We start from the raw sequence: 15,879 nt of genomic DNA on the forward strand, positions 1-15,879 counted from the left end.
CGCCATGACCTTCTCTTCGATGGTGTCCCGGGCCACCATGCGGTAGACCATCACGTTGTTCTTCTGCCCGATCGGGCCCGGCGCGCTAGGACTCTTCGCGGAAGAGCAGCAGGGCTTCACCCTGCCCGCCGCCGCCGCAGAGGGCAACCCCGGCACGCCCCGAGCCCCGCCGGAGCAGCTCGTGCGCAGCGGTCAGGGCGAGCCGGGCACCGGAAGCGCCGATCGGGTGGCCCAGGGCAATGGCCCCGCCATGCAGGTTGCACTGCTCCAGGTCCATGCCCAGTTCGTTCAGGGACTGGACGGCAACGGCTCCGAAGGCCTCGTTGATCTCGATGAAGTCCAGATCCGGGACATTCCAGCCGGCGCGTTCCAGTGCCGCGAACAGGGCGTTGGAAGGCTGGGAATGCAAGGTGTTGTCCGGCCCGGCCACCTGGCCCGGCATACCGACGGACGCGAGGACTTCCAAGCCGTGCTCGGTGGCGTAGGCACGCGTGGTGAGTACCAGGGCCGCGGCTCCGTCCGACAGCGGGGAGGAGTTGCCGGCCGTGATGGTGCCCTCCGGATCGAAGGCTGGCCGCAGCCCGGCCAGGGTCTCCGTGGTGGTCGCGGGCCGCACGCCTTCATCGCTGGTGAGTACCAGCGGCTCGCCCTTGCGCTGCGGCACGGTCACCGGAACGATCTCGGCGTCGAAGATGCCGGCAGCCATGGCGGCCGCTGCCCGCTGGTGGGAGGCCGCAGCCACTTCGTCCTGTTCCAGCCGCTTGATGGCCAGCTTGGTGTTGCCGCGCTCGGTGGAGATTCCCATCGAATCGTTGTCGAAGGCGTCCGTGAGGCCGTCATGTGCCACTGAGTCGACCGCGGAAATGTTCCCGTAGTTCCAGCCTTGGCGGGAGCCGGGCAGCAGGTGCGGCCCTCGGGTCATGGATTCCTGGCCTCCGGCCACCACCACGGTGGCCTCGCCGCCGCGGATCAGGCGGGCTGCATCAATAACAGCGGCCAGGCCGGAGAGGCAGACCTTGTTGATGGTGACCGTGGGGACATCCCAGCCGATGCCCGCCTTAATGGAGGACTGGCGGGCCGGGTTCTGCCCGCACCCGGCCTGGACCACATGGCCCATGATGACGGTGTCGACATCGGCCGCCGGAACCCCGGACTTCTCCAGGGCGCCGCTGATGGCGAACGCTCCGAGGTCAACGGCGGTAAAGGGGGCCAGCTGCCCGTTGAGCCGGCCCTGGGGAGTGCGTGCGCCGCCGACAATTACCACTTCGGTAGGGACTGCTGCCGCGGGGGCTGCGGAGTTGCTCATAGCGGATGAGTTCACTTTCGTTGCTGTGTTCGTCATTGAAGACTGTTTCGTCCTTAAAGGCTGTTTCGTCCTTAAAGACATTGCAGGGATGGATCCAACGCTGGGATAAGGCTACGCCACCTCACAGCCGGCAGGGAGATCGCAGTCACATGCCTGCGCGGTCTCCGACACCCTCCACACCCACATTCCGCCGATCTTGCGGTAAGGTATCTGTATCCGATGCTCCGGAAGGGGTCTCGGGTAAGGGTTACTACCGGGTTAGTACCAGGTCCAGTACCGGGTTACTATCTGGTGTTGCACCAGCCGCTTACCGGCTGTTTATCAGCCGTTACATGTTGCCTGCTGCTCCCTCGTAAGCCGGATCCTTGTGGGATTCTGAGGGGTTGAGCGACGCAGGGTTATGAAATCGGGTAGACTTGTGTGCCCATAATGCCCTATAGTGGATATTTGCTTCCTCCTGTTAACCTTCAGCCTTCATATAGCGGTGGGCTATGTTCCGTGCCGGGCGGTATCCGTAGTATGCGGGTGCACCTGTTGCCGGACGTCGGGACGCACACGGACTCGGTCCGTGCAGTGCAGGGGAGGAAGCGCGAAACACGCCTGAAGGTCTGTGGAAGGATCCCTCTTGGTCGCCTCGAGCACCTCTAATAACGAAACCGCTACTAATCCGGAGAACGCAGCTTCCCGGATTTCATTCGCAAAGATTCACGAACCGCTTGACGTTCCCAATCTTCTTGCCCTGCAGACGGACAGCTTTGACTGGCTCGTCGGCAACGAGCGCTGGAAGGCCCGGGTCGAAAAGGCGCGGGAAACCGGCGAGCAGGGTATTGCAACCACGTCCGGCCTGGCCGACATCTTCGAGGAAATCTCCCCGATCGAAGACTTCCAGGGCACCATGTCCCTGAGCTTCTCGGAGCCGGAGTTTGCCGACCCGAAGTACACCATGGCTGAGTGCAAGGACCGGGACGCAACGTACTCGGCTCCGCTGTACGTTAAGGCCGAGTTCATGAACAACAACACGGGCGAAATCAAGCAGCAGACCGTGTTCATGGGCGACTTCCCCCTGATGACAGACAAGGGAACGTTCGTCATCAACGGCACCGAGCGTGTTGTTGTTTCCCAGCTGGTCCGTTCCCCGGGCGCCTACTTCGAGCGCACCGCGGACAAGACCAGTGACAAGGACATCTACACCGCGAAGATCATTCCTTCCCGCGGTGCCTGGTTCGAACTGGAAATCGACAAGCGCGACCAGGTCGGCGTCCGCCTTGACCGCAAGCGCAAGCAGTCGGTCACCGTCCTGCTGAAGGCACTGGGCTGGACTGAAGGCCAGATCCTCGAGACCTTCGGCGAATACGACTCCATCCGTGCCACCCTGGAAAAGGACCCCACGGAAACGCAGGAAGATGCCCTGCTGGACATCTACCGCAAGCTGCGACCGGGCGAGCCGCCCACGGTGGAAGCCGCCAAGACCCTGCTGGAGAACCTGTACTTCAACCCGAAGCGCTACGATCTCGCCAAGGTTGGCCGTTACAAGATCAACCGCAAGCTGGGCATCGACAAGCCGCTGACGGATTCCGATGCTTCGGTACTGAACAATGACGACATTGTCGCCATGATCAAGTTCCTGGTGGCACTGCACGCCGGTGAGAAGACGGTTCCGGGCAAGCGCGACGGCGAAGACGTCGAGATCCGCGTGGAGGTCGATGACATCGACCACTTCGGCAACCGCCGTATCCGCGCCGTCGGCGAACTGATCGAAAACCAGATCCGCACGGGCCTGTCCCGCATGGAGCGTGTGGTCCGCGAACGGATGACCACCCAGGACGTCGAGGCCATCACGCCGCAGACCCTGATCAACATCCGTCCCGTTGTGGCTGCCATCAAGGAGTTCTTCGGAACGTCCCAGCTCTCGCAGTTCATGGACCAGAACAACCCGCTGGCCGGCCTGACGCACAAGCGCCGCCTGTCCGCACTGGGCCCGGGCGGTCTGTCCCGTGACCGTGCAGGCATGGAAGTCCGAGACGTTCACCCGTCCCACTACGGCCGCATGTGCCCCATCGAAACCCCTGAAGGCCCGAACATCGGCCTGATCGGTTCGCTGGCTTCCTACGGCCGCATCAACGCCTTCGGCTTCATCGAAACCCCGTACCGCAAGGTCGAAAACGGCGTCGTCACCGACAAGGTCGATTACCTGACCGCCGATGACGAAGTAGAGCGCACCATTGCCCAGGCAAACGCTCCGCTGCGCGCCGACCAGCACTTCGAAGAGGACCTGGTCCTCGTTCGTGCCCGCGGCGGTTCCGGCGAGCCCGTTCTCGTCGAGCCGGACGAGGTCGAGTACATGGACGTCTCCCCGCGCCAGATGGTGTCGGTGGCTACCGCCCTGATTCCGTTCCTCGAGCACGACGACGCCAACCGCGCCCTCATGGGTGCGAACATGCAGCGCCAGGCTGTGCCGCTGCTCCGTTCCGAGCGCCCCGTAGTGGGCACCGGCATGGAGAAGTACACCGCAGTTGACGCCGGCGACTCCGTGACCGCGAAGAAGCCCGGTGTAGTCACCGAGGTTTCCGCTGACCTCGTCACCGTTATGAACGACGACGGCACCGAGACCAGCTACCCGATCATGAAGTTCGAGCGCTCCAACCAGGGCAACGCCTACAACCAGCGCGTGCTGGTCTCCGAAGGTGCCCGCGTTGAGGTCAACAGCATCATCGCCGACGGTCCCGCAACGGACCAGGGTGAACTGGCCCTTGGTAAGAACCTGCTCGTGGCATTCATGTCATGGGAAGGCCACAACTACGAAGATGCCATCATCCTGTCCCAGCGCATGGTCTCCGACGATGTCCTGACCTCGATCCACATTGAGGAGCACGAGGTTGACGCCCGCGACACCAAGCTTGGTGCCGAGGAAATCACCCGCGACATCCCGAACGTCTCCGAGGAAGTGCTGTCGCAGCTCGACGAGCGCGGCATCATCCACATCGGCGCCGAGGTTGAAGCCGGCGACATCCTGGTTGGCCGTGTCACCCCGAAGGGTGAAACGGAACTGACCCCCGAGGAGCGCCTGCTGCGCGCCATCTTCGGCGAGAAGAGCCGCGAAGTCCGCGACACCTCGCTGAAGGTTCCCCACGGCGAGTCCGGAACCGTCATCGGTGTGCGCATCTTCGACCGCGACAATGACGACGAGCTGCCCCCGGGCGTGAACCAGCTGGTCCGCGTGTACGTGGCACACAAGCGCAAGATCACGGACGGCGACAAGCTGGCCGGCCGCCACGGCAACAAGGGTGTCATCTCCAAGATCCTCCCGATCGAAGATATGCCGTTCATGGAAGACGGAACCCCCGTCGACATCATCCTGAACCCGCTGGGTGTTCCGGGCCGTATGAACGTCGGCCAGGTTCTGGAAATCCACCTGGGCTGGGCTGCCAAGCAGGGCTGGAAGATCGAGGGCGAGCCGGACTGGGTCAAGGACCTGCCGAACCTGCCGCGCGAGACCGGCCCCACCACGGTTGCCACCCCGGTGTTCGACGGTGCCAGTGAGGACGAAATCACCGGCCTGCTCGATTCCACCAACGTGACCCGTGACGGCAACCGCCTGATCGGTGCCTCTGGCAAGGCCCGGATGTTCGACGGCCGCTCCGGCCAGCCGTTCCCGGACCCGATCTCCGTGGGCTACATGTACATCCTGAAGCTCCACCACCTGGTGGATGACAAGATCCACGCCCGTTCCACCGGACCGTACTCCATGATCACGCAGCAGCCGCTGGGTGGTAAGGCACAGTTCGGCGGACAGCGCTTCGGTGAAATGGAAGTCTGGGCCCTGGAAGCGTACGGCGCCGCCTACACGCTGCAGGAACTGCTCACGATCAAGTCCGATGACATCCACGGCCGCGTGAAGGTCTACGAAGCCATCGTCAAGGGCGAGAACATCCCGGAGCCCGGTGTTCCGGAATCGTTCAAGGTCCTGATCAAGGAAATGCAGTCGCTCTGCCTGAATGTGGAAGTCCTCTCCACCGAGGGCAACACGATTGAAATGCGTGACTCGGATGAAGAAGTCTTCCGGGCCGCGGAAGAACTGGGTATCGATCTGTCCCGCGCAGAGCCGAGCTCAGTAGAAGAGGTTTAGCAGCAGTTGCACCGTCCCGGCTGGCGCCGGGACGGTCCGGAACGGCGGCAACGAAATTCCGCGGCTCGCAGAGCTCGCAACGGAATATTAAAGCCGCCTAACCAGGACCGCCTGGCGCCAGTGGGATGGTCACCTAGAGCTCTTTCCGTACCCCGAGACATTCAGATTTAGAGAACAAGAGAGAACAGGGACCCATGTCCAACGATTCCACGTTCGGCCTTATGCGAATCGGCCTTGCCACCGCGGATGAAATCCGTGGCTGGTCTTACGGCGAGGTCAAGAAGCCGGAAACCATCAACTACCGAACCCTGAAGCCGGAGAAGGACGGTCTTTTCTGCGAAAAGATCTTCGGTCCTTCCCGTGACTGGGAGTGCTACTGCGGCAAGTACAAGCGCGTGCGCTTCAAGGGCATCATCTGTGAGCGCTGCGGCGTTGAGGTGACCCGTGCCAAGGTTCGCCGCGAACGGATGGGCCACATTGAGCTCGCCGCTCCCGTGACGCACATCTGGTACTTCAAGGGTGTCCCCTCCCGCCTGGGCTACCTGCTGGACCTTGCACCGAAGGACCTTGAGAAGGTCATTTACTTCGCTGCCTACATGATCACCTCGGTTGACGAAGAGAACCGCCACGCCGAGCTGCCGAACCTGCAGGCCGAGCACGACCTGGAGCGCAAGCACCTGGTCGACCAGCGCGACTCCGACATCGCTGCGATCGCCAAGGATCTCGAAGGCGAGCTTGCCCGCCTCGAAGGCGAAGGCGCCAAGGCTGCCGACAAGAAGAAGGCCCGCGACTCCGCCGACCGCCAGATGGCCAAGGTACGCCGCGACGCCGACCACAACATCGAGCGCCTCGAGCAGGTCTGGGACCGGTTCAAGAACCTCAAGGTCGGCGACCTGGAAGGCGACGAAGGCCTCTACCGCGAACTGCGTGACCGCTACGGTCTGTACTTCGAAGGCTCCATGGGTGCCGAAGCCATCAAGAAGCGTCTTGAAGACTTCGACATGCAGGCCGAGTCCGAGTCGCTGCGCGACATCATCCAGAACGGCAAGGGCCAGCGCAAGACGCGTGCCCTGAAGCGCCTGAAGGTTGTCAACGCGTTCCTGACCACCTCGAACAGCCCGCTGGGCATGGTTCTGGACGCCGTCCCGGTCATCCCGCCGGAACTGCGCCCGATGGTCCAGCTCGACGGCGGACGTTTCGCGACGTCCGACCTTAACGACCTGTACCGCCGCGTGATCAACCGCAACAACCGCCTGAAGCGCCTGCTGGATCTCGGTGCCCCCGAGATCATCGTGAACAACGAAAAGCGCATGCTGCAGGAAGCTGTTGACTCCCTGTTCGACAACGGCCGCCGCGGCCGTCCGGTCACCGGACCGGGCAACCGTCCGCTGAAGTCGCTGTCCGACATGCTCAAGGGCAAGCAGGGCCGCTTCCGCCAGAACCTGCTGGGTAAGCGTGTTGACTACTCCGGCCGTTCCGTCATCGTTGTCGGCCCGCAGCTGAAGCTGCACCAGTGCGGTCTGCCCAAGCAGATGGCCCTGGAGCTCTTCAAGCCGTTCGTGATGAAGCGTCTGGTTGACCTCAACCACGCCCAGAACATCAAGAGCGCCAAGCGTATGGTCGAGCGTTTCCGCCCGCAGGTCTGGGACGTGCTGGAAGAGATCATCACCGAACACCCGGTGCTGCTCAACCGTGCACCCACCCTGCACCGCCTCGGCATCCAGGCCTTCGAGCCGCAGCTTGTTGAAGGCAAGGCCCTTCAGCTGCACCCGCTGGTCTGTGGCGCCTTCAACGCAGACTTCGACGGTGACCAGATGGCAGTACACCTGCCGCTGAGCCCCGAAGCGCAGGCTGAAGCACGCATCCTGATGCTGTCCTCGAACAACATCCTGAAGCCGTCCGACGGCCGCCCGGTCACCCTGCCTTCGCAGGATATGATCATCGGCCTGCACCACCTCACCACCAAGCGCCCCGGTGCTGCCGGTGAAGGCCGCGTGTTCGGATCCCTGGCCGAAGGCATCATGGCCTCGGACATGGGCGAGCTGCACCTGAACGCCCTGGTCAAGATCCGCGTTGACGGCTTCGTCCCCAGCGCAGACCAGCCCGCACCGGAAGGTTGGGAAGAAGGCACCCCCGCCCTCATCGAAACCTCCCTCGGCCAGGTTCTGTTCAACCAGACCCTGCCGGCGGACTACCCCTGGGTTGCGAAGGTTGCAGACAAGGGACAGCTTTCGGCGATCGTCAACGATCTCGCTGAGCGGTACCCGAAGGTTGTCACGGCTGCCACGCTGGATAACCTGAAGGACTCCGGTTTCTACTGGGCCACCCGCTCGGGCGTTACCGTCGCCATCTCCGATATCGCGGCTCCGATCGACAAGCCGGCCATTATGGAGGGCTACGAAGCTCAGGCTGCCAAGGTTGAAAGCCAGTACGGCAAGGGCCTGATCGCTGAAGACGAGCGCCGCCAGGAACTGATCGATATCTGGAACAAGGCCACCAACGAGGTTGCTGCTGCAATGCGGGCAAACATGCCCGAATTCAACAACATCAACCGCATGGTCTCCTCCGGCGCCCGTGGTAACTGGCTGCAGGTCCGGCAGATTGCCGGTATCCGTGGTCTGGTGGCCAACCCTAAGGGCGAGATCATCCCGCGTCCGATTAAGTCCTCCTACCGTGAGGGCCTGTCGGTGCTGGAATACTTCATCGCCACGCACGGTGCCCGTAAGGGTCTCGCCGATACCGCTCTGCGTACCGCCAACTCGGGTTACCTGACCCGTCGTCTGGTGGACGTTTCGCAGGACGTTATTGTCCGCGAGGAAGACTGCGGCACCGAGCGCGGCCTGAACGTGACCATCGCGGTTCCGGATGCCAACGGTGAGCTGCAGCTGCACGAAGAGGTCGAGAACTCGGCCTACGCCCGTACGCTGGCCACCGACGTCACCGATCCGCAGGGCAACGTCCTGGCCAAGGGCGGCGACGATGTGGGCGATGTGCTCATCGCGAAGCTGTTCGAAGCCGGTGTCACCGACATCAAGGTCCGCTCCGTACTCACCTGTGAGTCCGCCGTCGGTACCTGTGCACTTTGCTACGGCCGCTCCCTGGCCACGGGTAAGACCGTGGACATCGGCGAGGCCGTGGGCATCATCGCTGCACAGTCCATTGGTGAGCCGGGTACCCAGCTGACCATGCGTACCTTCCACACCGGTGGTGTTGCTTCTGCTGAGGACATCACCCAGGGTCTGCCCCGTATCCAGGAGCTCTTCGAAGCACGTACGCCTAAGGGTGTTGCTCCGATCTCCGAGACCGCGGGCCGGGTCACCATCGAAGAGACCGACCGCCAGATGCGTCTGGTTGTCACTCCCGATGACGGCTCCGAGGAAATCGCGTACCCGGTCCTGCGCCGTGCACGCCTCCTGGTTGCCGACGGCGACCACGTCGAGGTTGGCCAGCAGCTGGTCTTCGGTGCGGTGGATCCCAAGCAGATCCTCCGTATCCTCGGCCCGCGCAAGGCACAGGAGTTCCTGGTGGACGAAGTCCAGCGCGTGTACCGCAGCCAGGGTGTGGGCATCCACGACAAGCACGTCGAGGTTATTGTCCGCCAGATGCTGCGCCGCGTGACCGTGATTGAGTCCGGCGATTCCGATCTGCTCCCGGGTGAGCTGACCGAACGCCGCCGGTTCGAGAGCGAGAACCGCCGCGTGGTTTCGGAAGGCAAGAAGCCTGCTTCGGGCCGTCCGGAACTGATGGGTATCACCAAGGCCTCCCTGGCCACCGAGTCCTGGCTGTCCGCAGCTTCCTTCCAGGAGACCACCCGCGTCCTGACGCAGGCGGCCATGGAAGGCAAGAGCGATCCGCTGCTCGGCCTCAAGGAGAACGTCATCATCGGTAAGCTGATCCCGGCCGGAACGGGCCTGCCCCGTTACACCGAGGTCACTGTCGAGCCGACCGAGGAAGCAAAGGCCAACCTGTTCACCGGCCCGAGCGCCTTCAGCGACTTCGACTACGCCGGAGTTGACGGCGGCCTCAGCCCCGAGTTCCACGCCATCCCGCTGGATGACTACGACATGGGCAGCGACTTCCGCTAAGGAAAGCGCAAGCAGAGGAAGGTCCCGTACCCACCAGGGTGCGGGACCTTCCGCGTTTAACCGCTCCCCGGCTGCCGGCAGCGCTGTGCCAGACTGAATGTCATGGCGAATTCTCCAACGGGCGAGTCCATGACGGACCGGATTGTGCGGATTATCGGTGCCTTCGACGGAACCCGCCCGAGCATGTCCGTGGCCACGCTGGCACGCCGCACCGGGCTGCCGCTGTCCACCACCCACCGGATTGTCAATGACCTGATGGGTCACGGTTTCCTGCAGAAGGAATCCGGCGGCAGTGTCCGCCTGGGCCTGCGGCTGTGGGAACTGGCCAACCGCAGTTCCGCCGCCCTTGGCCTCAAACAGATAGCCATGCCCTTTATGGAGGACATTCAGGCCGTGGTCCGGCAGCACACCCAGCTGTCCATCCTCAGCCAGGACGAGGTGCTGTTCATCGAGCGGCTGTCCAGCCACGGTTCCGTGCTCAACCACGCGCAGGTAGCGGGACGCCTGCCGGTGCATGTCTCCTCCTCCGGGATGGTCATGATGGCCCACGCTCCCAGGCACCAGCAGGAGGCATATCTGTCGAAGCGAAACCTGGAACCGGACGAGGTGCGGGGCCTGCGGGCAGCGTGGGCCCAGATGCGGCTGCAGGGCAGCGCCAGCCTGCCCGGCGCCGTCGTGCCCGAGACCACCGGGATAGCCGTGCCCGTGTTCGGAGCCGGAGGAACGGCGGTAGCTGCAATCGGCGTGGTGGTGCCGACGGGGGAGGAGAACATCTCAGCCACCGTGCCCGCACTGATGACCGCGGCGCGGGGTATCTCGCGCGGGCTGGGGGTGCGGGCGGACGCCGCCGGGCCGCATTACGGCCGATAACCCGCGGCAGCCGGTTGATGAAGGTGGGAACCGGACCGGGATTCCCATTGAATGGGAACCCTCTGGGTAACACGTTGTGCGCGCAGTCACACTGGAGACCAGGAACCGCAACAGATTTTCCAAAGGGAGTACCAGATGGGCGCACAGCGCACGGTTATCAAGACGCAGGTCGGCATTGTAGGAGGCGGCCCGGCAGGCCTGATGCTCTCCCATCTGCTCTCGAAATCCGGGATCGAGAACATCGTGGTGGAAAAGCGGGACCACGAAACCATCCGCACCACCCATCGCGCAGGCATCCTGGAGCACGGCAGCGTGCGCATGCTCACCGAGACCGGAGTCAGCGACCGGGTGCTTACGGACGGATACCGGCATGACGGAATCGATCTTCGCTTTGGCGGCGTAAGCCACCGGATCGACTTCCAGGACCTGGTCGGGGAATCGGTCTGGCTGTACCCGCAGAATGAAGTGTTCACCGACCTGGCCGCGGCCCGGGAGCGCGACGGCGGTGACGTACGCTACGGCGTCAGCGACACCTCCGTTACCGACCTCACCACTGACACCCCGAAGATTCTCTTCACGGACGCTGAGGGTACGGAGTTCGAGATCCACTGCGATCTGCTGGTAGGCTCCGACGGCTCCGCCGGCATCTGCAAGCGCTCCATCCCCAAGGACGCCCGCACGGATAACTTCATCGAATACCCCTTTGCCTGGTTCGGAATCCTCACCGAGGCCGCCCCCAGTGCGCCGGAACTCATCTATGCCAATTCAGACCGCGGGTTTGCCCTGATCAGCCAGCGGAACGAGCATGTCCAGCGCATGTACTTCCAGTCGGATCCAAACGAGGATCCGGAGGCCTGGAGCGAAGAGCGGATCTGGGACGAGCTGCAGGCGCGTGTGGAAGGTCCGGACGGATTCGAACTCAAGCGGGGACCGATCTTCGAAAAAACTGTGCTGAAGTTCCGCAGCTATGTCTGCGAGCCGCTGCGCTACGGCAACCTCTTCCTTGCCGGCGACGCCGGACATACGGTCCCGCCCACCGGAGCCAAGGGGCTGAATCTGGCCCTGGCCGACGTGCAGGTACTGTTCGAAGCCATTGACTCCTTCTATGCCACCAAGTCGCCCGAACTGCTGGAAGGCTACAGCGACAAGGCACTAAAGCGGGTCTGGCGGGCGCAGAACTTCTCCTACTGGATGACGTCCATGCTGCACACCCGCGAAGATGCCAGCCCCTTTGAACGCAAGCGTGCGCTGGGCGAGCTCAGCGGCGTCGTCGCCTCCCGGCATGGCAGCGCATACCTGGCCGAGGCCTACACCGGGTGGCCCAACTCCTAATTTCGTTCGTATGACGAACACCTGTACACAAGATGAACAAGCGGTGTAGTGTGGTCTCGACCACGCGGACGCTTGTTGGATAGCCGGAGTGCAAGGATGCGCTCGAAGTCGAAAGGAAAAACCATGGAAATGGAAAAGGATCTTTTCCAGAACAGCCATGTCGTCGAGAAACTGGATGCGGCGCAGGCGTCGCAGGACCAGATTTCGGCGGAGATTGCCTCGGTCCACGCGGCGTATGACAAGTCCGTACATGACGGCGCCGCCCCGGAAAGCCAGCCCCGCATCGACTTCCCTCCTTACCGCAGCTCCATCCTGCGCCACCCCACCAAGGATCCGCACCACGTTGACCCCGAGACAATCGAACTGTGGTCACCGGCGTTCGGACACCAGGACGTGCACGCCTTGGAGAGCGACCTGACCATCCAGCACAACGGTGAGCCCCTGGGGGAGCGCATCATTGTCCGCGGCAGGATCCTCGACGGCGACGGACGGCCCGTGCGCAACCAGCTGGTGGAAATCTGGCAGGCCAACTCGGCCGGCCGCTACATCCACAAGCGGGACCAGCATCCGGCTCCGCTGGACCCGAACTTCACCGGCGTCGGCCGCTGCATCACCACCGACGACGGCTACTACGAGTTCACCACCATCAAGCCCGGGCCCTACCCCTGGAAGAACCACTTCAACGCCTGGCGCCCGGCCCACATCCATTTCTCCCTGTTCGGCACCGACTTCACCCAGCGCATGATCACCCAGATGTATTTCCCCGGCGATCCGCTGTTCGCGCTGGACCCGATCTACCAGTCGATTACCGATCAGAAGGCACGCGACCGCCTCGTGGCCACGTATGACCACAACCTGACATCGCATGAGTGGGCCACCGGCTACAACTGGGACATTGTGCTCACCGGCAGCAACCGCACCTGGATGGAAGACGAGGACGCAGAGTAAATGAGCGAGCAGAAACTTACCGCCACACCCGGGCAGACCATCGGCCCGTTCTACGGATACGCGCTTCCCTTCGAGAAGGACAACCAGCTCCTTGCGCCGGGGCTGCCCGGCAGCATCCGGCTGCAGGGAACGGTCACGGACGGCGCCGGGGAAACCATCCCCGATGCCCTGCTCGAAATCTGGCAGGCCGACGCTGAGGGCAACATCCCGCAGCAGACCGGCTCGCTGGTCCGGGACGGCTACACCTTCACCGGCTGGGGCCGCACAGCCGTGGACAACACGGGAAACTACACGTTCACCACGGTAAACCCCGGCCCCACCGAAGAAGGTTCAGCGCCCTTCATTTCCTTCGTGATCTTCGCCCGCGGCCTGCTGAATAAGCTGCATACCCGCATGTACCTGCCCGATGACGAGGAAGCGCTGGCACGCGACGCCCTGCTTTCCTCGCTCCCCGAGGAGCGGAGGCGCACCCTCATTGCCACGCGCGAGGCCGACGGCGGACTGCGCTGGAACATCTCGCTGCAGGGGGAGAACGAAACAGTTTTCCTCACCTACCCGGGAGCCTAGGCGTGGGTGCAGCGGAGAGCGCCGACTACGGCCTGCTCGCACCGGCATGGGCCGGTACCCGGGTGGCCGCGCTGACGGGGGACACGGCGCTGCTCCAGGCCCTGCTGGATGTGGAGCTGGCCTGGGTGCGGGTGCTGGCGGACGCCGGGCTGGCCGACCCTGAAGCGCCCGCTGCCGTGGCGGCCGTCAGCGACGCCTCCCTGTATGACGCCGCGTCCCTGGCGGAACGGGCACAGGGCGGCGGTAACCCGGTCATCCCCCTGCTCGCGGACCTGCGGAAGCTGGCACAGGCCCAATCCCCGGCGGCTGCCGGCGCGATCCACCGCGGCGCCACCAGCCAGGACATCATGGACACCGCCCTGATGCTCCTGGCCCGCCGGGCGCTGGAGGCCATCCTCGCGGACGCAGACCGGGCCGTCACGGCACTGGGAGACCTTGCCCGGCGCCATGCCCGGACCCTGTGTGTTGCCCGGACCCTGACCCAGCACTCGCTGCCCTCCACCTTCGGGCTCCGCGCCGCGCAGTGGCTGCACGGTGTCGGTCAGGCCGCCGAGGGGCTGCGCACCGCCGCCCTCGGGCTGCCCCTGCAGTGGGGCGGGGCATCCGGAACCATGGCCGCGCTGACCACCGCGACCGCGGCGCAGAGCGGCACTGACGGACCCTTTGACCTGACCTCACGCCTTGCCGTTGCCCTGGGACTGGCGGAGCCGGTAGCACCGTGGCAGACCAACCGGCTGCCCGTCACCGGCCTCGGAGCTGCCCTGCAGGATTTCACCGCAGCGGCAGGCAAAATGGCCAACGACGTGCTGCTGCTGAGCCGGCCGGAGATCGGCGAGCTGTCCGAACCGCGGGCCGCCGGCCGCGGCGGTTCCTCCGCCATGCCGCAGAAGCAGAACCCGGTGCTGTCCGTACTGATCCGCAGCGCAGCCCTTGCCGCACCCGGCCACGGCGTGCAGCTGCAGGCTGCCGCCGCAGCGGCGGACGACGAGCGTCCCAGCGGATCCTGGCACGTTGAATGGCAGGCCCTGCGCTCCCTGCTCCGCCTGGCCGGGGGAGCAGCCGCCAAACTCGCCGAGCTGGCCGCGGGCCTGCAGGTTCACACCCGGGCACTGGAACGGAACCTGGCAGCAGCCGGCCCGCTGGTGGTCAGCGAGAAGATCATGGCCGTCGTCGCCCCGCTGCTCGACGACGGTGTGGCCGGCCGCGGAAAGAAGCTGGTATCCGAGGCCGTCGCCCACTCGCTCTCCACCGGCGAGCCGTTCGCAACCGTGCTGCGCAGCACCGTTCCGGAGGACATCCTCTCCGACGACCGGCTCGCGGACATCCTTGACCCCGTCAACTACGTAGGGGAGGCCGCCGCACTCATAGAGCGCATCACGGCTGCCTACCCCGGAAAGCCCTCAGCATGAGTGTTCCCGCCATCAAAGCCTCCCGCCTCTCCGACGCCGGTCCCGCAGCGCCCGTCCTGGTTGCCGGCCCGTCGCTCGGAACAGCAGTGACACCGCTGTGGAGCCGGACGGCAGCTGCCCTGGACACCTTCACCGTCATCGGCTGGGACCTGCCCGGCCACGGTTCCAGCCCCGCCGCCGTCGGTGCCTTCAGCGTGGAAGACCTGGCCGCCGGCGTTGCCAATCTGGTCAACGGGGCCCGGAACGCAGGCGATATTGCCCCTGAAGCAACGGTCTATTACGCCGGTGTCTCGCTGGGCGGTGCCGTTGGGCTGCAGCTGGCGCTGGACCACGGCGAACTCTTCCAGGCCGTGGCAGTGCTGTGCTCCGGAGCCAAAATCGGCGACGCCGACGGCTGGGAAGAGCGCGGCGAAACCGTCAGGGTCCAGGGCACCCCCACCCAGGTGGTCGGCTCGGGTCAGCGCTGGTTCGCCCCCGGATTTATGGAACGCGAACCCGCTGCGGCGTCCGCACTGCTGCACTCCCTGCAGAACGCAGACCGCTTCTCCTACGCCTTCTGCTGTTCCGCGCTGGCCGGCTTCGACGTCCGCGGCCGGCTCGCTGATATCACCGTCCCCGTGCTTGCCGTGGCCGGTGCGCAGGACGTTGTCACCCCGCCGTCGTTCGCGGAGCTCATCGCGGACCGGGTTACCAACGGAACGGCCGCCGTCGTTGAGGACGCCGCCCACCTGGTCCCGGTCGAGCAGCCGGGACGGACCGCCGACCTGCTGAAGGATTTCTTCGGCACCCAGTATCCGGAAGGGAAATAACACCGTGATTGCAGACGGACACAAGAGCCGGCAGGACGTGTACAACGAGGGTATGGCCGTTCGCCGGGAGGTCCTGGGCTCCGAGCATGTGGACCGTGCCAACGCCGGCAAGGACGAGTTCACTACCGACTTCCAGGACATGATCACCCAGTACGCCTGGGGAACCATCTGGACCCGCCCCGGCCTGCCCCGCACCATGCGGAGCGCCGTGACGCTCACGGCGCTGATTGCGCACGGGCACATGGAGGAATTCGCCATGCATGTGCGGGCGGCGCTGCGCAACGGCCTGAGCCGGGACGAGATCAAGGAAATAGTCCTGCAGTCTGCCATCTACTGCGGGGTTCCCGCCGCGAACTCCGCCTTCAAGGTGGCGCAGGGCGTCTTCCGCGAGATGGACTCCGCGGCCTAGCGGCCCCCGAACCTTCCC

At 64.5% G+C, this 15,879-nt stretch carries 10 protein-coding genes; 9 read left to right on the top strand and 1 reads right to left on the bottom strand.

Annotated features, from left to right (window positions below):
- Window positions 1–85: 85 nt before the first annotated feature.
- Window positions 86–1,306, bottom strand: coding sequence for an acetyl-CoA C-acetyltransferase (locus AC5RVB_RS15375; protein WP_227903891.1), 1,221 nt, complete (start codon window positions 1,304–1,306; stop codon window positions 86–88).
- A 625-nt stretch (window positions 1,307–1,931) separates the two neighbouring features.
- On the opposite strand from AC5RVB_RS15375, the gene rpoB reads away from it, so the two are divergent.
- From rpoB to pcaC, 9 genes are all read left to right on the top strand, one after another.
- On the top strand, window positions 1,932–5,432 hold the full coding sequence (gene rpoB / locus AC5RVB_RS15380) for a DNA-directed RNA polymerase subunit beta (RefSeq protein ID WP_227903889.1): 3,501 nt from the start codon (window positions 1,932–1,934) through the stop codon (window positions 5,430–5,432).
- A 194-nt stretch (window positions 5,433–5,626) separates the two neighbouring features.
- Window positions 5,627–9,517 carry a DNA-directed RNA polymerase subunit beta' gene (locus AC5RVB_RS15385; protein WP_494143077.1) on the top strand — a complete coding sequence of 1,297 codons (3,891 nt, stop codon included), beginning with the start codon at window positions 5,627–5,629 and terminating at the stop codon, window positions 9,515–9,517.
- A gap of 102 nt (window positions 9,518–9,619) precedes the next feature.
- Entirely contained in the window at window positions 9,620–10,387 is a 768-nt protein-coding gene (locus AC5RVB_RS15390) for an IclR family transcriptional regulator (RefSeq protein WP_227903887.1), read from the top strand.
- Between the two features lie 135 nt (window positions 10,388–10,522).
- Complete coding sequence (locus tag AC5RVB_RS15395) at window positions 10,523–11,719, top strand: 4-hydroxybenzoate 3-monooxygenase (RefSeq protein WP_227903885.1); 1,197 nt, start codon at window positions 10,523–10,525, stop codon at window positions 11,717–11,719.
- Window positions 11,720–11,842: 123 nt separating this feature from the next.
- Window positions 11,843–12,667 carry a protocatechuate 3,4-dioxygenase subunit beta gene (gene pcaH / locus AC5RVB_RS15400; RefSeq protein WP_423723757.1) on the top strand — a complete coding sequence of 275 codons (825 nt, stop codon included), beginning with the start codon at window positions 11,843–11,845 and terminating at the stop codon, window positions 12,665–12,667.
- On the top strand, window positions 12,668–13,234 hold the full coding sequence (pcaG, locus tag AC5RVB_RS15405) for a protocatechuate 3,4-dioxygenase subunit alpha (protein WP_227903883.1): 567 nt from the start codon (window positions 12,668–12,670) through the stop codon (window positions 13,232–13,234).
- 2 nt (window positions 13,235–13,236) lie between these two features.
- Window positions 13,237–14,643 (top strand): lyase family protein, encoded by a 1,407-nt coding sequence (locus tag AC5RVB_RS15410; RefSeq protein WP_494143078.1) that lies wholly within the window; start codon window positions 13,237–13,239, stop codon window positions 14,641–14,643.
- Window positions 14,640–15,452: an alpha/beta fold hydrolase gene (locus AC5RVB_RS15415; protein ID WP_227903880.1), complete on the top strand. Its 813-nt coding sequence runs from the start codon at window positions 14,640–14,642 to the stop codon at window positions 15,450–15,452. The genes AC5RVB_RS15410 and AC5RVB_RS15415 overlap by 4 nt, the downstream gene beginning before the upstream one ends.
- 4 nt (window positions 15,453–15,456) lie before the next feature.
- Window positions 15,457–15,861 (top strand): 4-carboxymuconolactone decarboxylase, encoded by a 405-nt coding sequence (gene pcaC / locus AC5RVB_RS15420; RefSeq protein WP_227903879.1) that lies wholly within the window; start codon window positions 15,457–15,459, stop codon window positions 15,859–15,861.
- Window positions 15,862–15,879: the final 18 nt, after the last annotated feature.

This window comes from Arthrobacter sp. Y3225209 (assembly GCF_059090685.1).